Raw genomic sequence first — 19,417 nt, forward strand, 5'->3', positions numbered from 1 at the left:
GGAGTTATTTTTCCACCGCCGCCCACTCGGCCGGCGTGTACGTCTTCATGGAAAGCGCATGCACCTCGTCGGTGTGCATTTTCGCACCCAGGGTGGCATAGACCCGCTGATGGCGTTGGATCGAGCGCTTGCCCTCGAATTCGGCCGAGACGATGGTCGCGTACCAATGTCGGCCATCGCCCTCCAGCGAGATGTGCTCGCACGGCAGGTGGGCGGTGATGATGGCTTGAAGTTCGGCAGCAGTCATTTGAGGCAGGTATTCATTGGGGGAACACCGCGGAACCGGCTTTGCCGGGCCGCAGGTGTTGCCCCCGGAAGGGGGTTGGCGAAGCGACACGAAGTGCGCGAAGCCTGGGGGAGAGCCATTGTCTAGCCCCGGATTTTGTAGCCGATGCGAAGCAGGTGGATGGCGATCGCGCTCACCACCAGCCAGGCGGTGCCGACGATGCCCAGGCTGAGCCAGGGCGAGGCATCGCTCACGCCGAAGAAGCCGTAGCGGAAGCCGTCGATCATGTAGAAGAACGGGTTCAGGTGGCTGACTTTCTGCCAGAACGGCGGCAGCGAGCCGATCGAATAGAACACGCCCGACAGGAAGGTCATGGGCATGATCAGGAAATTCTGGAACACCGCCATCTGGTCGAACTTCTCGGCCCAGAGGCCGGCGATGAGCCCCAGCGTGCCCAGCATGGCCGAGCCCAGCAGCGCGAACACCAGGATCCACACCGGCGCGACGAAGCTCGGCTGAGCGAACAGCACCGTCACCACGAACACGCCCAGCCCCACCGCCAGCCCGCGGATGACCGACGAGCCCACGTAAGCGAGGAACCAGCCCCAGTGCGACAGCGGCGTGAGCAGCACGAAGACCAGGTTGCCCATGATCTTGCTCTGGATGATCGACGACGAACTGTTGGCGAAGGCGTTCTGCAGCACGCTCATCATCACCAGGCCGGGAACGAGGAAGGCGGTGTAGCCCACCGTGCCGTAAACCTTCACATGGTCTTCGAGCACGTGGCCGAACACCATCAGGTACAGCAACGCGGTGAGCACCGGCGCGCCCACGGTCTGGAAGCCGACCTTCCAGAAGCGCAGCGTCTCCTTGTAGAGCAGCGCGCGCCAGCCGGTGACCGCCATCATCTTGCGACCTCCAGCGGGGTCTGCTCGCCGGCCATCAGGTCGATGAACACGTCTTCCAGGTCGGCCTTGCGCATTTCCACGTCTTCCACCGCGACGCCGGCTTCGCGAATGGCGGCCAGCAGTTGTTCGACTTCATGCGCGTTCTGCGCCGGCAGCTGCACGATGCGCCCGGTGATGCGCGCATGCTGGGCGATGGCCCAGGGCAGCATCGCGTCGGTCTTGAAGCGCAGCACGTTGCTCGCGGCCGACTTCAGCAGCTCGCTGGTGCGGTCGAGCGCGATCACCTTGCCCAGCTTGAGCATCGCGATGCGGCTGCACAGCGCCTCGGCCTCTTCGAGATAGTGGGTGGTGAGCAGCACGGTACTGCCCTGCCTGTTGAGCCTGGCGACGAACTGCCACAGCGTCTGGCGCAGTTCGACGTCGACGCCGGCGGTGGGCTCGTCGAGCACGATCACCGGCGGTTTGTGCACCAGCGCCTGCGCAACCAGCACGCGGCGCTTCATGCCACCCGAGAGCTGGCGCATGTTGGCCGTGGCCTTGTCGGCGAGGCCCAGGCTCTGCAGCAGCTCGTCGATCCAGGCTTCGTTGTTGGTGATGCCGAAGTAGCCCGACTGGATGCGCAGCGACTCGCGCACATTGAAGAAGGGGTCGAACACCAGCTCCTGCGGCACGATGCCGAGCTGGCGGCGCGCCTGCGCGTAGTCGCGCTGCACGTCGAATCCGTGGACGCTGATGGCGCCCGCCGTGGGCCGCGAAAGGCCCGCGAGCATGCTGATCAGTGTGGTCTTGCCCGCGCCGTTCGGGCCGAGCAGGCCGAAGAACTCGCCCTCCTCGATCTGGAAGCTGACCTCGTCGACCGCCTTGAGCCCGGACTTGCCCTGGGCTTTCTGCTGTCTGGAAGGGGGATAGGTCTTGGAGACCGACTGGAATGAGATCGCGGGCATGGGAGCCCGCGATTTTAAGGTGCCGTTACTTTTTCAGGGCGCGGCGGGCAAAAGGCCCGCAATGCCGTACAGCGCGGCCAGCTCGCGCAGCCGGGGCGACAGCCCTTTTACCGAGAAACCGCGGCCCAGCGCGCTCGACTCGCGCCGGCATTCGAGCAGCACGGCCAGTGCCGACGAATCGAACTGGGTCAGCGCCGTCGCGTCGACCACGGTGGACGACGAATCGGCCTGGCCCTTGAGCCCCTGCTGCAGCATGCGCATGCAGGCGGGGGCCTCGTCATGGGTGAGTCGGGCGGGCAGGACCAGCATCGCGCGCAGCTCCGTCTCAGCCCTTGCCGTTGCCCTTGTTGCGCGCGGCGAGCGCGGCGATCAGGCCGTCGATGCCGCTCTTGTTGATTTCCTGCGCGAACTGGGTGCGATAGGTATCGACCAGCCAGACGCCCAGCACGTTCAGGTTGTAGACCTTCCAGCCGGCGCCCTGGCCGGGGGTCTTCTCGAGACGGTAGTCGAGCTGGACCGGATCGCCGCGGCCGCGGACCTCGGTGCGCACCAGCACGTCCTTGTCGTCGGGCGAACCACGGAACGGACGGATGGTGACGGTCTGGTCGGTCACCTGGTCGAGCGCGCCTGCGTAGGTGCGGACCAGCAGGGCCTTGAACTCGTCCTGCAGCCGCTTCTGCTGCTCGGGGGTGGCGGTACGCCAGGCCGGACCGACAGCCGATGCGGTCATGCGCTGGAAGTTGACGTTCGGCATGATCTTGCTGTCGACCAGCACCATGATCTTGTTCACGTCGCCCGACTTGATGGACGAGTCGGCCTTGATGGTTTCGAGCACGTCGGTCGACAGGCGCTTGACGAGCGCGTCGGGCGCTTCGTCGGCGGCACGGGCGGGCTGGACGAAGGCGACAGCGGCACCGAACAGCAGTGCGCCAGCCAGCACAAAGCGGCCGAGATCGCGACGTTGCAGGGTCTTGTTGTTCATGGAGAGTCCCTCATTCAAGTTTGAAAATCCGCAGGCACCCGGAAAAACCGGCTGCTGAGACAGGAACGGCTTCGAGCCCCACGGGGCCGACGGGGTTCCTGTCCGGGAGGTGAAGCCTTGCAACCGGATGCAAGCACTCCTCTTCCCGGCGGTGCTTTTTCTGTGGTTACTTATTTATTTATCGGCGCCGTTGTCCATGCCGCCGCCGTCGTCCGGCGGATTTCCGTCATAGACCTGGCTGCGTCGGCGCTGCAGGTACGCATCCCGCGTGAACGAATACTTGTCGAGCGCCGCGTCGCCCAGCAGGCGGCTCGCGCGCAGGTATTGCGATCGCGTGTCGACGACGCGCAGCACCGTCAGCGAATTGCGCCACGGAATGTCTTCCACGTGGCCCAACGGGTCGCCCCAGATGTCCAACGGCTTGGCGGCCGTGTCGCGCAGCGTGGAAGAGCCCATCAGCGGCAGCACCACGTACGGGCCAGCGCCCACGCCCCAGTGGCCCAGGGTCTGGCCGAAGTCTTCGTCGTGGCGCGGCAGGCGCGCTTCGGTCGCCACGTCCAGCACGCCGCCGAGGCCGAAGATGGTGTTGACGTTCAGCCGCATGAAGGTCTCGGCGCTGTTCTGCAGCTTGAGCTGGGCCACGTTGTTGACCAGGTTCCAGACGTCGCCGATGTTGTTGAAGAAGTTGTTCACGCCGGTGCGCACCATCGAGGGCAGCGCATTCTGGTAGGCCGTGGCCGCGGGCACCAGCACGGCATCGTCGACGGCGTCGTTGAAGCGCGAGACGCCCCGGTTGAACGGCTCGAAGGGATCGGCGGGGTTGGCGTTGGGGCCGGTCGCGCAGCCGGCGGCCAGGGCGAGTACCGCGCCGGCGCCAATCCAGCGGGCCCGGCTTGCTACGTTATTCATAGCAAAAGACAAAGAAGATCGTGTTTTCATTTCTTGTTGGCTGTTCCAGGCGTTGAATTTCCCTCCGCCGCCTTGCTGTACAGGAACTGGCTGATCAGATTTTCCAGCACCACGGCCGACTGGGTCGCGGTGATGGTGTCGCCGGCCTGCAAGTTCTTGTCCTCGGCGCCCGCCTCGATCCCGATGTACTGCTCGCCGAGCAGGCCACTGGTCAGGATCTTGAGCGAGCTGTCCTTGGGAAAACTGTAGCGGTTTTGCAAAGCCAGTGTGACGTCTGCCTGAAAGGTCTTGTCGTTGAAGGAGATGGATTCCACGCGGCCGACCACCACCCCCGCGCTCTTCACGGCGGTCTGCGGCTTGAGGCCGCCGATGTTGTCGAAGCGCGCGGTGACCGAATAGGTCTTCTGGAAATTCAGGCTCAGCAGGTTGGCCGACTGGAGCGCGAGGAACAGCAGTGCCGCCGCGCCGATCAGGACGAACAGGCCGACCCAGATGTCGTTGTTGGAACGTTGCATATCGACTCTTCCTAAATACCTACGGACTGGCTCAATCGGGGGAACACCGCGGGGCCGGCTTTGCCGGGCCGCTGGTGTTGCCCCTGCACGGGGGTTGGCGGCCACGCGAAGTGCGCGAGCCTGGGGGTTTGCTCATTCATATGCTGAACATCATGGCTGTCAGCAGGAAATCGAGCCCCAGGACAGCCAGCGAGGCCGTCACCACCGTGCGCGTGGTCGCGCGCGACACGCCTTCGGGCGTGGGCTGGGCTTCGTAGCCCTGCAGCAGTGCGATGAAGGTCACTGTGAAGCCGAAGACGATGCTCTTGATGACGCCGTTGCCGACGTCGCGCCACACGTCGACGCCGCCCTGCATCTGGCCCCAGAACGCGCCTGGGTCCACGCCCAGCATCAGCACGCCCACCACGTAGCCACCCATGATGCCGACCGCACTGAAAACCGCCGCCAGCAACGGCATGGTGATCACGCCGGCCCAGAAACGCGGCGCGAGCACGCGCTGCACCGGGTCGATGGCCATCATCTCCATGGCGCTCAGTTGCTCGTCGGCCTTCATGAGGCCGATCTCCGCCGTCAGCGAGGTGCCCGCGCGGCCCGTGAACAGCAGTGCAGCCACCACAGGCCCGAGTTCGCGCACCAGGCTCAGCGCGACCAGCAGGCCCAGCGCCTCGGAAGAACCGTAGCGCTGCAGCGCGTAGTACATCTGCAGCCCGAGCACGAAGCCCACGAACAGGCCCGACACGCCGATGATCGCCAGCGAGTAGTTGCCCAGGAAATGGATCTGGTCGCGCACCAGCCCGAAGCGGCGCATGATCTGCGCGCCCGGTCCGACCAGGCGCATGAAGAGCTTCGCGCCATGGCCCAGGTTGGCCAGGTGGCTGCGCGCGGCGAAACCGACGTCGGCGGGCTTCCACCAGGTCATACGTCCCCCCACCTTAGGCACTTCGCGTCCTCACTGCCCCCCAAGGGGGCCTTCGCTTGCTCGGGGCGGCCCAGCGCAGCGCTCATGAACGCCCTCCTTCGACATTCCCGAAGTCGTCTTCGATGCTGACGCCGGGATAGTGGAAATGCACCGGCCCGTCGGGCAGCGCATTCACGAACTGATGAACCAGCGGATCGGCGCTCTCGCGCACCTCGGCGGGCGTGCCCTGCGCGGCGATGCCGCCATTGGCCAGGATGATCACGTGATCGGCGATGCGGAAGGTTTCCTCCAGATCGTGCGACACGATGATGCTGGTGAGCCCCAGCGCGTCGTTGAGCTGGCGGATCAGCCGCGCGGCCGTGCCCAGCGAGATCGGGTCGAGGCCGGCGAAGGGCTCGTCGTACATCACGAGATCGGGATCGAGCGCAATGGCCCGCGCCAGCGCCACGCGCCGCGCCATGCCGCCCGACACCTCGCTGGGCATCAGGTCGCGCGCACCGCGCAGGCCGACGGCGTCGAGCTTCATGAGCACCACGTCGCGCACCAGAGCCTCGGAAAGTTGCGTGTGCTCGCGCAGCGGAAACGCCACGTTGTCGAACACGCTCATGTCGGTGAAGAGCGCGCCGAACTGGAACAGCATGCCCATGCGCCGCCGCGCGGCGTAGAGGGCGCCCGCATCGAGCCCGCCAACGTCGCTGCCGTCGAAGAGCACCTCGCCGCGCTGCGCCTTCTGCTGTCCGCCGATCAGGCGCAGCACGGTGGTCTTGCCGCCGCCCGAAGCGCCCATCAGCGCCGTCACCTTGCCTCGCGGTACGGCAAACGAGACGCCGTCGAGGATGGCGCGCGCACCATAGCCGAACTTGACGTCGCGAAACTCTACGAAGGGATGTGGCGGCGAAGGGGCGGTGTCCATCTCAATAAAAAAGCCGGGGCGCTCTTTCAAGCATCCCGGCATGCGGTTTGACGCGGATGATAACGGGGCCGTGCCCGGCCCCGCGGAATTGAAACAAAATTCGGAGCGGCAGTCGTCAGACCCCCGTCAGGAATCCGTGGACAACGGCCCACGGGAATCCTCTTCCCTCTTCCTCAGCGAGGCAGATCGCTGAAGCCCATCAGAAACTCGTCCACCGAACGAGCTGCCTGACGGCCTTCGCGGATCGCCCACACCACCAGCGACTGTCCGCGGCGGATGTCGCCGGCCGCAAAGACCTTCGGAACATTGGTGGCATAGCCGCCGATGAAATCGACCGTCGCCCGGGCGTTGCCGCGCGCATCCTTTTCCACGCCGAAGGCATCGAGCACGGTGGCCACGGGGCTCACGAAGCCCATGGCGAGCAGCACCAGGTCGGCCTTGAGCACCTGCTCGCTGCCGGCCACTTCCTGCATCTTGCCGTCCTTCCATTCGACGCGAACGGTCTTCAGGCCGGTGACTTTTCCCTTCTCGCCGATGAATTCCTTGGTGGAGATCGCGAACTCGCGCTCGCAGCCCTCTTCATGGCTCGAACTGGTACGCAGCTTGATCGGCCAGTACGGCCAGGTCAGCGGGCGGTTTTCTTCCTCCGGCGGCTGCGGCATCAGTTCGAACTGCGTGACGCTGGCCGCGCCGTGGCGGTTGCTGGTGCCCACGCAGTCGGAGCCGGTATCGCCGCCACCGATGACGATGACGTGCTTGCCGTCGGCGCGCAGCTGGCCCTTGACCTTGTCGCCCGCGTTGACGCGGTTCTGCTGCGGCAGGAACTCCATTGCGAAGTGGATGCCGTCGAGATCGCGGCCCGGCACGGGCAGGTCGCGCGACTGCTCGGCGCCGCCGGTCAGCAGCACTGCGTCGAACTCCTTCTGCAGCTGTTCGGGCGTGACGGTTTCCTTGGCCAGGTTCGTGACCTTGGAACCCTTGCCCAGCGGGTCCTTCGCGGCGCCGACCATCACGCCGGTGCGGAACACCACGCCTTCGGCCTTCATCTGCTCGACGCGGCGGTCGATGTGCGACTTCTCCATCTTGAAGTCGGGGATGCCGTAGCGCAGCAGGCCGCCGATGCGGTCGTTCTTCTCGAAGAGCGTCACGTCATGGCCGGCGCGCGCGAGCTGCTGTGCAGCCGCCATGCCGGCCGGACCCGAACCCACCACCGCAACCTTCTTGCCGGTCTTGTGCTTGGCGGCGCGCGGCGCCACCCAGCCTTCGTCCCAGGCGCGGTCGATGATCGCGTGTTCCAGCGACTTGATGCCGACCGCGTCGTCGTTCACGTTGAGCACGCAGGCTGCCTCGCAGGGCGCGGGGCAGATGCGGCCGGTGAACTCGGGGAAGTTGTTGGTCGACTCCAGCACCGCGAAGGCGTTCTGCCAGTCGTTGCGGTACACGAGGTCGTTGAAGTCCGGAATGATGTTGTTGACCGGGCAGCCGCTGTTGCAGAACGGCGTGCCGCAGTCCATGCAGCGCGCGCCCTGCACCTTGGCCTGTTCGGCATTCAGGCCGACGACGAATTCCTTGTAGTGCTTGAGGCGGTCGGAGACAGGCTTGTAGCCTTCTTCAATACGCTCATGCTCCATGAAGCCGGTGATCTTTCCCATCGTGATTCCTTTACACCCCCGTTGCTTGCTCGCTGCGTGTAGCCGCCTCCCCCCTCAAGGGGGCAACACCAGCGGCCCGGCAAAGCCGGTTCCGCGGTGTTCCCCGAAGGGGCTGCGACAGTTTCACGCGCTGCATGCCGTACAGGAGTTAATTCTGTTTTGGTTGATCTTCAAGCTGCGGCCGGGGCCGACTGCGGTGCGGGAGCTGCCAGCGCGTGCGGCTCCAGGCCGATGTGCGCGTTGTTGCCGCTGCTCGTGAGCTCGACCTTGCGGTCGTGCAGCTCGGCCAGCGCGCGCTTGTATTCGTTCGGGAACACCTTCACGAACTTGGTGCGCGACACGGCCCAGTTGTCGAGCAGCTCGCGCGCGCGCTTGCTGCCGGTCCAGCGGTGGTGCTCCTCGAGCAGCTTCTTCAGCTGGGCCTCGTCGGTCTCGCCGCCGTGCCAGATCTTGCGGTGCACGCTGGCGGTCTGCTCGGCCGAAGTCAGCACCTTCTCGAGGGAGACCATCGAGAGGTTGCAGCGCGTGGCGAACTGGCCGTCCTCGTCGTAGACGAAGGCGACGCCGCCGCTCATGCCGGCCGCGAAGTTGCGGCCCGTCTTGCCGAGCACGGCCACCGTGCCGCCGGTCATGTATTCGCAGCCGTGGTCGCCGGTGCCTTCGATGACCGCCGTGGCGCCCGAAAGGCGCACCGCGAAGCGCTCGCCGGCCACGCCGCACAGGTAGGCCTCGCCGGTGGTCGCACCGTACAGCGCGGTGTTGCCGACGATGGTGTTGCGCGCGGCCTCGCCACGGAAGTCGAGGCTGGGACGCACCACCACCCGGCCGCCCGAAAGGCCCTTGCCGGTGTAGTCGTTGGCGTCGCCGATCAGGTACAGCGTGATGCCGCGCGCCAGGAAGGCGCCGAACGACTGGCCGCCCGTGCCTTCGAGCTGGATGCGGATCGAGTCGTCAGGCAGGCCCTGCGGGTGCACCTTGGTCAGCGCGCCCGAGAGCATCGCACCCACCGAGCGGTTGACGTTGCGCGCCACCTCGATGAACTGCACCTTCTCGCCCTTTTCGATGGCGGGGCGCGACTTCTCGATGAGCTTGACGTCCAGCGCCTTGTCGAGGCCGTGGTCCTGGTTCTCGACATGGAAGCGCGGCACCTCGGCCGGCACGTTCGGCAGCGCGAACAGGCGGCTGAAATCGAGGCCGGCGGCCTTCCAGTGTTCGATGCCCTTGCGCATGTCGAGCAGGTCGGCACGGCCGATCAGGTCGTCGAACTTGCGGATGCCCAGCTGGGCCATGATCTGGCGCACTTCTTCGGCAACGAAGAAGAAGTAGTTGACGACGTGCTCGGGCTTGCCGGAGAACTTCTTGCGCAGCACCGGGTCCTGCGTGGCCACGCCCACCGGGCAGGTGTTCAGGTGGCACTTGCGCATCATGATGCAGCCCTCGACCACCAGCGGCGCCGTGGCAAAGCCGAACTCGTCGGCCCCCAGCAGCGCGCCGATGGCGACGTCGCGGCCGGTCTTCATCTGGCCGTCGGCCTGCACGCGGATGCGGCTGCGCAGGCGGTTGAGCACCAGCGTCTGCTGCGTCTCGGCCAGGCCGATCTCCCACGGGCTGCCTGCATGCTTGATCGACGACCAGGGCGATGCGCCCGTGCCGCCGTCATGGCCGGCGATCACGACATGGTCGCTCTTGCACTTGGCCACGCCGGCAGCGATGGTGCCCACGCCGATCTCGCTCACCAGCTTCACGCTGATGCTGGCGTGCGGCGCGGTGTTCTTCAGGTCGTGGATGAGCTGCGCCAGGTCTTCGATCGAGTAGATGTCGTGGTGCGGCGGCGGCGAGATGAGGCCCACGCCCGGCACGGCATAGCGCTGCTTGCCGATGTATTCGGTGACCTTGCCGCCCGGCAGCTGGCCACCCTCGCCCGGCTTGGCGCCCTGGGCCATCTTGATCTGGATCTGGTCGGCCGAGTGCAGGTACTCGGCCGTGACGCCGAAGCGGCCCGACGCGACCTGCTTGATGCGCGAGCGCAGCGAGTCGCCGTCGCGCAGCGGCATGTCGACCTCGACGTTGGCAGCGCCGATCACGCTCTTGAGCGTGTCGCCCTGCTTGATCGGGATGCCCTTGAGCTCGTTGCGATAACGCGCCGGGTCTTCACCGCCTTCGCCGGTGTTGCTCTTGCCGCCGATGCGGTTCATGGCCACGGCCAGCACCGAGTGCGCCTCGGTGCTGATGGAGCCCAGCGACATCGCGCCGGTGGCGAAGCGCTTGACGATCTCGGCAGCGGGTTCGACCTCGTCGACCGGAATGGCCTTTGCGGGGTCGATCCTGAACTCGAACAGGCCGCGCAGCGTGAGGTGGCGGCGGTTCTGGTCGTTGATGAGCTGCGCGTATTCCTTGTACGTGTTCCAGTTGTTGGAGCGCGTGCTGTGCTGCAGCTTGGCGATGGCGTCGGGCGTCCACATGTGCTCCTCGCCGCGCGTGCGCCAGGCGTATTCGCCGCCGGCGTCGAGCATGTTGGCGAGCACCGGGTCGTCGCCGAAGGCGGCCTTGTGCATGCGGATGGCTTCCTCGGCGATCTCGAAGACGCCGATGCCTTCCACGCGGCTGGCGGTGCCGGTGAAGTACTTGTTGACCGTCTCGCTGTTCAGGCCGATGGCTTCGAACAGCTGGGCGCCGCAGTAGCTCATGTAGGTGCTGACACCCATCTTCGACATGATCTTCGACAGGCCCTTGCCGATGGCCTTGACGTAGTTGTAGACCGCCTTGTCGGCGCTCAGCTCGCCCGGCAGGTCGGCGTGCATGGCCGTCAGCGTTTCCATGGCGAGGTAGGGATGCACGGCTTCCGCGCCGTAGCCCGCGAGCACGCCGAAGTGATGCACTTCGCGCGCCGAACCGGTCTCCACCACCAGGCCGGCGGTGGTGCGCAGGCCTTCGCGAACCAGGTACTGGTGCACTGCCGACAGCGCCAGCACGGCGGGAATGGCCACCTGCGTCGGGCTCACGCCGCGGTCGCTGATGATCAGGATGTTGTGGCCACCCTTGATGGCGTCCACCGCTTCGGCGCACAGCGAGGCCAGCTTGGCTTCGACGCCTTCGTCACCCCATGCGAGCGGGTAGGTGATGTCGAGCACGTAGCTCTTGAACTTGCCCTGCGTGTACTTGCCGATGTCGCGCAGCTTTGCCATGTCGGCGAAGTCGAGGATCGGCTGGCTCACTTCGAGCCGCATCGGCGGGTTGACCTGGTTGATGTCCAGCAGGTTCGGCTTGGGGCCGATGAAGGACACCAGCGACATCACGATCGCTTCGCGGATCGGGTCGATCGGCGGGTTCGTCACCTGCGCGAACAGCTGCTTGAAGTAGTTGTACAGCGGCTTGTTCTTGCTCGAGAGCACGGCCAGCGGGCTGTCGTTGCCCATGGAGCCGATGCCTTCTTCGCCGGCTTGCGCCATGGGGCTCATCAGGAACTTGATGTCTTCCTGGGTGTAGCCGAAGGCCTGCTGGCGGTCGAGCAGCGCAACTTGCGAGAGCGGCGCGGCGACCGGCTCGGCCTGCACGCTGTCGAGCTTGATGCGCAGGTTCTCGATCCACTGCTTGTAGGGCTTGCTGTTGGCGAGGTTGGCCTTGACCTCCTCGTCGTCGATCATGCGGCCCTGCTCCAGGTCGATGAGGAACATCTTGCCGGGCTGCAGGCGCCACTTGCGCACGATCTTCTGCTCGGGCACGGGCAGCACGCCCGATTCGGAGGCCATGATGACCAGGTCGTCGTCGGTCACGCAGTAGCGCGAGGGACGCAGGCCGTTGCGGTCGAGCGTGGCGCCGATCTGGCGGCCGTCGGTGAAGACGATGGAGGCCGGGCCGTCCCACGGCTCGAGCATGGCGGCGTGGTACTCATAGAACGCGCGGCGGCGCGGGTCCATGGTGGCATGCTGTTCCCAGGGCTCGGGAATCATCATCATCACGGCCTGGCTGATGGGGTAGCCGGCCATCGTCAGCAGCTCGAGGCAGTTGTCGAAGGTGGCGGTGTCGGACTGGCCGGCGAAGCTGATGGGGTACAGCTTCTGCAGGTCGGCGCCCAGAACCGGCGACGACATCACGCCTTCGCGGGCTTTCATCCAGTTGTAGTTGCCCTTGACCGTGTTGATTTCGCCGTTGTGGGCGACGTAGCGGTACGGGTGGGCCAGCGGCCACTCGGGGAAGGTGTTGGTCGAGAAGCGCTGGTGCACCAGGCCCAGGGCCGAGACGCAGCGCTTGTCCTGCAGGTCGAGGTAGTAGGTGCCGACCTGGTCGGCCAGCAGCAGGCCCTTGTAGACCACGGTGCGGCTCGACATGCTGGGAACGTAGTATTCCTTGCTGTGCTTGAGCTTCAGGCGCTGGATGTTGGCGCTGGCGGTCTTGCGGATCACGTAGAGCTTGCGCTCCAGCGCATCCTGCACGATCACGTCGTTGCCGCGGCCGATGAAGACCTGGCGCAGCAGCGGTTCCTTTTCGCGCACGGTGGGCGACATGGGCATGTCGCGGTTGACCGGCACGTCGCGCCAGCCGAGCAGCACCTGGCCTTCGGCCTTGATGGCCCGTTCCATCTCTTGTTCGCAGGCTTCGCGCGAGGCGTGTTCCTTCGGCAGGAAGATCATGCCGACGCCGTACTCGCCCGGCGGGGGCAGCGTGACGCCCTGCTTCGCCATTTCCTCGCGGTACAGGTGGTCGGGCAGCTGGATCAGGATGCCGGCGCCGTCGCCCATCAGCTTGTCAGCGCCCACTGCGCCGCGATGGTCGAGGTTTTCAAGAATCTTCAAGCCCTGCAGCACGATGGCATGGCTCTTTTCGCCCTTGATGTGTGCAACGAAGCCGACGCCGCAGGCATCGTGCTCGTCGGCAGCGGAATACAGACCGTGTTCTTGGAGATGTTGAATCTCGGCAGCCGTCGTCATGGGCGCGCTCCTTCAGTTTTCGCAGGGAAAGGGAGCATATTGCGTTGCACAAAGAATGCCAAACACTTTAATAGGGGTCAGATTCTATTTAAATGTTGAGTTTTTCGATAGGAATTAAATTAGGGACACATCAAAAACAGGAGCAGAAAAGCCAATCCGGGCAATGGATTGAAAAAGCTTTCCAGGTCAGGATTGAGGCGTCGAAGGCGGCCGCCCGGCCTTGGCTTTGACCACGCGGCGGTCGGTGGACTTCTGCAGGCTGTCGAGAAAGTCCTCGTCGCCCGCCGCCCAGCCCCGCAACGTGGCTTCGGTCAGCGCCGTCTGGTCGGCCGCGCGCACGCCGGCACGCACCAACTCGACATACGCGGCCTCCCGCGCGAACGGCGTGTTGCCGAGCTGCCAGTACAGCGGGTGCGGTGTCAGCAGCTTGTCGTGCCGCAGGCCGGCGTAGTGGCCGTGGCTGGACCACGGGAAGTCGCGCGCATCGGCCACCATGCCCGCCCGCACCGGGTTGAGGTCGATATAGGCCATGCAGGTGAGCAGGTAGCGCTCGGTCTGGATCAGCGTCGACCTGTAGCGCCCTTCCCACAGCGTGCCGCTGCGGCCATGCCGGTCGTTGAAGTAGCGCACATAGGCCCGGCCCACCGACTGCATGAACTGCGGCAGCCCAGTGACGCTGGCGGGCGTGGCCAGCAGGTGGAAATGGTTGTCCATCAGCACGTAGGCGTGCACCGCGATGCCGAAGCGCGTGGCGTTCTCGGCCAGCAGGGCGAGCAGTTTCTCGTGGTCGGCGCGGTCCGTGAAGATCGGCTGGCGGTTGTTGCCGCGCTGGATCACGTGATGCGGCACGTCGGCCAGCGTGAGACGGGGAAGACGGGCCATGGAGAGCCAGGCGGCCTGCGAGCCGGCGTCAGGCGATGCTGAAGCGCGTGTCGCCCAGCCTGTCGAGCCCGAACTGCGCCAGCAGCTCGCGCAGCCGCGCGGCCGCGCTCGCCTTTCGCTGCCCGGTGTATCGCGCCAGGATCAGCTCGTTCTTCATGCTGTGCTCCCAGCCGACCAGCTCGGTGACGGTGACGCTGTAGCCGTTGGCCTCCAGATACAGGCAGCGCAGCACGTTGGTGAGCTGGCTGCCGATCTCGCGCGTGTGCAGCGGATGGCGCCACAGCTCGGCCAGCGGCGTGCGCGAGAGCGCGAGTGCCTTGGTCTCGCGCAGGCAGGCGGCCACCTCGGCCTGGCAGCAGGGCACCAGCACCATGCAGCGCGCCTTCTTGGCCAGGCCGAAGGCGATGGCGTCGTCGGTGGCGGTGTCGCAGGCATGCAGGGCGGTGACCACGTCGATCTGCGACGGCAACTCGCCCGACTGCGCGGATTCGGCCACCGTGAGGTTCAGGAACGACATGCGCTCGAAGCCCAGTCGCTTCGCCAGCTCGCGCGAGCGTTCGACCAGCTCGCCGCGCGTCTCGATGCCATAGACATGGCCGTTGCCGCCCTGCCGCGCCCGGAAGAACAGGTCGTAGATGATGAAGCCCAGGTACGACTTGCCCGCTCCATGATCCGCCAGCGTGGCGCCCGCGCCCTCCTCCGGCAGCTCCCGCAGCAGCTGCTCGATGAACTGGAACAGGTGGTAGACCTGCTTGAGTTTGCGCCGCGAGTCCTGGTTGAGCCGGCCCTCGCGGGTCAGGATGTGCAGTTCCTTGAGCAGCTCGACCGACTGGCCGGGGCGCAGGACCTCGGCCAGTTCGGCATCGGCCTTCGCGGCCTTGTTCGTCTTGGGTGCGGTCTTCGTGTTCATGGCTTGGCGCTCCCCGGCCCGACGTCCAGTTCGGCCCAGCCTTGCGCCCCAAGCTCTTCGAGCGTGTCGATGTTGCGCTCGAAGATCGCCTCCGCCCCGGGAAAGGCCTCGACCGCGCGGCTCACGCTGTCCTCGCGCAGGAGATGCAGCGTGGGGTACGGCGCGCGGTTGGTCGCGTTGCCGATGTCGTCGGCCTCGGTGCCGGCGAACTGGAACCGCGGATGGAAGCTCGCGAGTTGCAGCACGCCATCGAAACCGGCGCGCGCGAGCCGGCGCTCGGCGCGCGCCGTGAAGTCGTTGAAATCCAGAAAGTCAGGCAAGGCGTTCGGTGCAATCAGAAGGGTTGTGTCGCGCACGGCGGCGTCGAGCGCCACGAGATCCCGAGCCTGGGCCAGCAGCGCCTCCATCAGGTCGGTCTCCTCGGCAGGCTCGTACACCGCGTAGTGGATCTGCCCCTTCACGTGCACGGCCTTCGCGAAGGGGCACAGGTTGAGGCCGATCACCGCGCGCTCGAGCCAGCGCCGCGTGTCGGCTTCGGCCTGGAGGGCTGCAATTGTCGCCGGTAGGGTCATGCCATCTCCGCAGCGGGGCGAATGCGCCCCAGGCGCCGTGCGACTGCCATGCCCACCAGCGAGCAGGCCAGCGTGGCCGTCCAGGTCCACTGCCAGCCGCCGACGCGATGCGCCAGCCAAGCCACCGCGAGTGGTGCCAGGAACTGCCCCAGCGAAGAGGCCTGCTGCATCAATCCGATGGTGGTCGACACGGTGGACGGCCCTGGCGCCAGCCGCACGCCGAGCATGAACAGCGTGGCAGGCACCATGCCGCCGCCCAGCGAGAAGGCGCACACGGCGATGTAGCGCACAGCCGGCGGCAGGCCCGCCGCCTCGGCGCCCTGCCCCATCTGCGCAAAGGCGGCCACGCCGCCCAGCGCCATCGTCAGGAAGCCAAGCTGCAGCAGGCGCTCGGGCGCGACGCCGCGCTGCAGCCAGCGCCCGCCCGCAAGGTTGCCGGCGATGTTCATCGCCGCCGCCAGCGCGGTGAGCACCGCGCTCCAGGCAGCCGGCACGCCCGCCCCCGCGTAGATGGCAGGCAGGAAGCCGATCACCGCGATCCATTGCGACGAGTAAACGGCGAAGGTCAGCGCGACCAGCCAGGGCGCACGCGCGCCAGTGGTGGCGCGCAGCCGCGACGCCCACCCGCCGGAAGCAGGCCCCGCCGCAGACGGACGGAGTCGGTCGGCGGGCACGGCGATCCAGAGCCAGAGCGCCGCTCCAGCCGAGACGGCCGACAGCGCCCACCACCAGTCCACCCAGCCGCCCCAGCCGATCAGCGCGGGGCCGAGAAGAAGCGCGAGGGCCACGCCCAGCGGCATGTAGGCGCCCCACAGGCCCAGCGCAGCCTTGTCGGCGCCCGGTGGCGTCAGGGCGCGGATCAGCCCGGGCCCCGGCATCACCGCCAGCAGGAAACCGACGCCCTCCACGGCCCGCAGCACCAGAAGCCACTGCACGGCATGCGCTCCGCCGCCGCCAAGCCCGGTGCCGGCGGCACCGCCGAGAAGGCTGGCGACAGTCAGCACGACCAGCCCCGTCAGCATGCTGCGGCGCAGCCCGATGGTGTCGGCCGCCAGGCCGGCCAGCAACCCCAGCGTCATGCTCGCGACCTGCACCAGCGAGAGCAGGAACCCCGCCTCGACCAGGTCGATGCCCAGCGATGCCTGCAACGCCGGCACGGCGGGCGGCAGCTTGCCCAGGTGCAGCGATCCGCTGACGCCGCCCACGAGCACGGCCAGCGCCGCGGCGGGTATGCGGGGTCGCCCGGCCTGGCCGCTCATCGGAGTACCTTGGTGCTTCGCACGGCGGTGCGCGCTTGCGTGGGGCGGCCCGGCGCGGCGCTCATGCGATGCCCCGGCGGCCGGTCAGCCGCTCATGCTCGCGCACGGCAAAGCGGTCGGTCATGCCTGCGATGTAGTCGGCGACGGCACGATGCCTGTCCTGGCGCTCGGCGTAGGAGGCCGGCATCTCGGAGCCGCGCTCCAGATACGCCTCGAACAGTTCCCGCACCACCTCCCGCGCCTGGTCGGTGGTCTGGGTAACCTGAGGGTGCCGGTAGAGATTGCCGAAGAGGAAGCGCTTCAGGTCTTCCGACTGGGCCTGCATGGCCTCGCTGAAGGCGACGACTGGCGGCGCCTTGCGTATCGCGTCGGCATCGGCCGGCGCGAGCGCTTCGAGCGCAGCGCGGGTCGTGTCGATCACGTCGTAGACCTGTGCGCTCAGCATGCGGCGGATGGTCTCGTAGAGTACGCGGCGGCCCTGCAATTGCGGATGCTCTTCGAGCGCCTCGCGGCGATGGCGCTCGAACAGTTCGACATCGGACAGTTGCTCGACGGCGAGGAGCCCCGAACGCACGCCGTCGTCGATGTCATGGGCGTTGTAGGCGATGGCATCGGCCAGGTTGCACAACTGGGCTTCCAGCCCCGGCTGAGTGCGGTCGAGAAACCGCCGGGCGACGCCATTGGGCTCGGCCGCCTCCAGCCGCTCGGCATTCGCGCGCGAGCAGTGCTTGAGAATGCCCTCGCGGGTCTCGAAGCTGAGATTCAGGCCGTCGTACTGCGGATAGCGGTGCTCCAGCGCATCGACCACGCGCAGGCTCTGCAGGTTGTGCTCGAAGCCGCCGTGCCCGGTCATGCAGTCGTTGAGCGCATCCTGCCCGGCGTGGCCGAAGGGCGTGTGGCCCAGGTCGTGCGCCAGGGCGATCGCTTCGACCAGGTCCTCGTTGATCCGCAGGGCCCGGGCAATCGACCGCCCGAGCTGGGCGACTTCGAGCGAATGCGTGAGCCGGGTGCGGAACAGGTCGCCCTCGTGGTTCAGGAACACCTGCGTCTTGTAGACCAGCCGGCGGAAGGCGGTGGAATGCACGATCCGGTCGCGGTCGCGCTGGAAAGCATCGCGCGTGGGCGCGGGCGGCTCCGCATGCCGACGACCGCGCGAACGCGCGGGCTGGCAGGCGTAGGCCGCGAGGCTCATTGCGCCGCGCAGCTCTGCGCAAGCACTTCGCGCACGAGCGCGTCGGGCGCGCTGCGGACCACCGCGGAGCCGGGACGGTCGATCACCACGAAGCGGATTTCGCCGGCTTCCGATTTCTTGTCGACGCGCATCAGCTCCAGGTAGCGGTCGGCGCCCAGCGCCGGGCCGACGATCGGCAGGCCGGCCCGCTCGATCAGCCGGGTAAGCCGCTCGACGAAGGCGGCATCGACGCCGCCGAGCCGCTGCGACAGCCGCGCCGCCATGACCATGCCGCAGCCGACGGCCTCGCCGTGCAGCCATTCGCCATAGCCAAGGCCCGATTCGATCGCGTGGCCGAAGGTGTGTCCGAAATTGAGGATCGCGCGCAGGCCGGTCTCTCGCTCGTCCTGCCCGACCACCAGCGCCTTGATCTCGCAACTGCGCCTGACGGCGTGGGCCAGCGCGGCCGGCTCCCTCGCGACGAGGGCTTCGATGTTCGCCTCGATCCAGTCGAGGAAGGCCATGTCGTGGATCGGGCCGTACTTGATGACCTCGGCCAGCCCGGCGCTGAGTTCRCGCGGAGGCAGGGTCTGGAGCGTCGCCAGGTCGCAGACCACGAGCTGCGGCTGATAGAACGCACCGATCATGTTCTTGCCGAGCGGGTGATTGATGGCCGTCTTGCCGCCCACCGAAGAATCCACCTGGGCCAGCAGCGTGGTCGGCACCTGCACGAAGGGCACGCCACGCATGTAACTGGCGGCTGCGAAGCCGGTCATGTCGCCGACCACCCCGCCGCCCAGCGCAAACAGGACGGTCTTGCGGTCGCTGCTCCGGCCGAGGAGTTCGTCGAAGATCAGGTTCAGCGTCTGCAGGTTCTTGTAAGCCTCGCCGTCAGGCAGTTCGAGCAGGTGAACCGCCCGGAAACGGCCCGCCAGGGCTGATTGCAGCGCCTTGGCGTAGAGCGGCGCCACCGTGGTGTTGCTGACGATCAGGGCCATGGCCGATGCGGGCGTGGCATCGAAGCTCCGCGGGTCGTCCAGCAGGCCGGCACCGATCAAGATCGGATAGCTGCGATCGCCGAGCTGGATGTCGACGCGTTCTGGCGGAGCGGAGAGTTCGGACAGGGACATGGGCAGCGAGTTTAGGCGCTGCGGCTCGGGCAGGCTCAGGCGGGGGGCTCTTCGGGGTGGGCGCCCGGCTCGACGATGCCCGCCAGCTCCAGCTGCATCACGATGATGTTCACCAGCATCGCGATCGTCGGACGCCCCGTGTCGACCACGTCGTGGGCGGTCTCCCGATAGAAGGGGTCGCGCGCATCGTGCAGCTCGCGAAGCCGGCCCAGCGGATCGGCCACTTGCAGCAGGGGACGCTTGACGTCGTGGCGCAGGCGCCGAAAAAGGTCTTCGGGGGACGAGCGCAGGTAGATCACATGGAAGTGATCGCGCAGTTGCTTTCGGTTGGCCTCCCGGAGCACCGCACCGCCGCCGGTGGCCAGCACGCCGTGGGCGTTAGCCGCCAGGTCGGCGATCACCGTCTGCTCGAGGTCGCGGAAGGCGGCCTCGCCCTCGCGCTCGAAGTAGTCGCGGATCGAGCAGCCGATGCGCTGCTCGATCACGTGATCGGTATCGATGAAAGGAAGGTCCAGCCGCGTCCCCAGGCGCCGGCCCACTGCGGATTTTCCGGCGCCGGGCAAACCGACAAGTGCGACCGCCACGCGGTGGCTGCTA

18 protein-coding genes are annotated in these 19,417 nt (G+C 66.9%); all 18 read right to left on the minus strand.

Annotated elements, in window-relative coordinates; genetic code table 11:
• Nucleotides 1–4: 4 nt before the first annotated feature.
• On the minus strand, nt 5–247 hold the full coding sequence (locus QMO14_RS13550; protein ID WP_301507727.1) for a BolA family protein: 243 nt from the start codon (nt 245–247) through the stop codon (nt 5–7).
• A gap of 122 nt (nt 248–369) precedes the next feature.
• Complete coding sequence (locus QMO14_RS13555; RefSeq protein ID WP_301507728.1) at nt 370–1,134, minus strand: ABC transporter permease; 765 nt, start codon at nt 1,132–1,134, stop codon at nt 370–372.
• Nucleotides 1,131–2,078, minus strand: coding sequence for an ABC transporter ATP-binding protein (locus QMO14_RS13560; RefSeq protein WP_301507729.1), 948 nt, complete (start codon nt 2,076–2,078; stop codon nt 1,131–1,133). Before QMO14_RS13560 ends, QMO14_RS13555 begins: the two co-directional genes overlap by 4 nt.
• A 33-nt stretch (nt 2,079–2,111) precedes the next feature.
• Nucleotides 2,112–2,387, minus strand: a complete 276-nt coding sequence (locus tag QMO14_RS13565) for a lipid asymmetry maintenance protein MlaB (protein ID WP_093196373.1) — start codon at nt 2,385–2,387, stop codon at nt 2,112–2,114.
• Nucleotides 2,388–2,403: 16 nt separating this feature from the next.
• Nucleotides 2,404–3,060 (minus strand): phospholipid-binding protein MlaC, encoded by a 657-nt coding sequence (locus tag QMO14_RS13570; RefSeq protein ID WP_301507730.1) that lies wholly within the window; start codon nt 3,058–3,060, stop codon nt 2,404–2,406.
• 174 nt (nt 3,061–3,234) lie between these two features.
• The gene (locus QMO14_RS13575; RefSeq protein WP_301507731.1) at nt 3,235–3,969 is read right to left on the minus strand and encodes a VacJ family lipoprotein; all 735 of its coding nucleotides are present in this window, start codon (nt 3,967–3,969) and stop codon (nt 3,235–3,237) included.
• 26 nt (nt 3,970–3,995) lie between these two features.
• Entirely contained in the window at nt 3,996–4,484 is a 489-nt protein-coding gene (mlaD, locus tag QMO14_RS13580; RefSeq protein WP_019654418.1) for an outer membrane lipid asymmetry maintenance protein MlaD, read from the minus strand.
• A 136-nt stretch (nt 4,485–4,620) separates the two neighbouring features.
• The gene (gene mlaE / locus QMO14_RS13585; protein WP_301507732.1) at nt 4,621–5,403 is read right to left on the minus strand and encodes a lipid asymmetry maintenance ABC transporter permease subunit MlaE; all 783 of its coding nucleotides are present in this window, start codon (nt 5,401–5,403) and stop codon (nt 4,621–4,623) included.
• Between the two features lie 82 nt (nt 5,404–5,485).
• Nucleotides 5,486–6,316, minus strand: a complete 831-nt coding sequence (locus QMO14_RS13590) for an ABC transporter ATP-binding protein (RefSeq protein ID WP_301507733.1) — start codon at nt 6,314–6,316, stop codon at nt 5,486–5,488.
• 173 nt (nt 6,317–6,489) lie between these two features.
• The gene (locus QMO14_RS13595) at nt 6,490–7,968 is read right to left on the minus strand and encodes a glutamate synthase subunit beta (protein WP_301507734.1); all 1,479 of its coding nucleotides are present in this window, start codon (nt 7,966–7,968) and stop codon (nt 6,490–6,492) included.
• 170 nt (nt 7,969–8,138) lie between these two features.
• Complete coding sequence (locus QMO14_RS13600; protein WP_301507735.1) at nt 8,139–12,896, minus strand: glutamate synthase-related protein; 4,758 nt, start codon at nt 12,894–12,896, stop codon at nt 8,139–8,141.
• A gap of 186 nt (nt 12,897–13,082) precedes the next feature.
• Nucleotides 13,083–13,778: a transposase gene (locus QMO14_RS13605; protein ID WP_301507736.1), complete on the minus strand. Its 696-nt coding sequence runs from the start codon at nt 13,776–13,778 to the stop codon at nt 13,083–13,085.
• 28 nt (nt 13,779–13,806) lie between these two features.
• Entirely contained in the window at nt 13,807–14,688 is an 882-nt protein-coding gene (locus QMO14_RS13610; protein WP_301507737.1) for an SAM-dependent methyltransferase, read from the minus strand.
• Nucleotides 14,685–15,260, minus strand: a complete 576-nt coding sequence (locus tag QMO14_RS13615; protein WP_301507738.1) for a DUF1415 domain-containing protein — start codon at nt 15,258–15,260, stop codon at nt 14,685–14,687. The genes QMO14_RS13610 and QMO14_RS13615 overlap by 4 nt, the downstream gene beginning before the upstream one ends.
• Nucleotides 15,257–16,519, minus strand: a complete 1,263-nt coding sequence (locus QMO14_RS13620) for a CynX/NimT family MFS transporter (protein ID WP_301507739.1) — start codon at nt 16,517–16,519, stop codon at nt 15,257–15,259. Before QMO14_RS13620 ends, QMO14_RS13615 begins: the two co-directional genes overlap by 4 nt.
• 61 nt (nt 16,520–16,580) lie before the next feature.
• On the minus strand, nt 16,581–17,711 hold the full coding sequence (locus QMO14_RS13625) for a deoxyguanosinetriphosphate triphosphohydrolase (RefSeq protein WP_301507740.1): 1,131 nt from the start codon (nt 17,709–17,711) through the stop codon (nt 16,581–16,583).
• On the minus strand, nt 17,708–18,820 hold the full coding sequence (gene aroB, locus QMO14_RS13630; protein WP_301507741.1) for a 3-dehydroquinate synthase: 1,113 nt from the start codon (nt 18,818–18,820) through the stop codon (nt 17,708–17,710). The genes QMO14_RS13625 and aroB overlap by 4 nt, the downstream gene beginning before the upstream one ends.
• Nucleotides 18,821–18,855: 35 nt before the next feature.
• Complete coding sequence (locus tag QMO14_RS13635) at nt 18,856–19,404, minus strand: shikimate kinase (RefSeq protein WP_301507742.1); 549 nt, start codon at nt 19,402–19,404, stop codon at nt 18,856–18,858.
• Nucleotides 19,405–19,417 lie beyond the last annotated feature (13 nt).

The sequence above is a fragment of the Variovorax sp. CAN15 genome (assembly GCF_030462475.1).
Lineage (GTDB): Bacteria > Pseudomonadota > Gammaproteobacteria > Burkholderiales > Burkholderiaceae_C > Variovorax.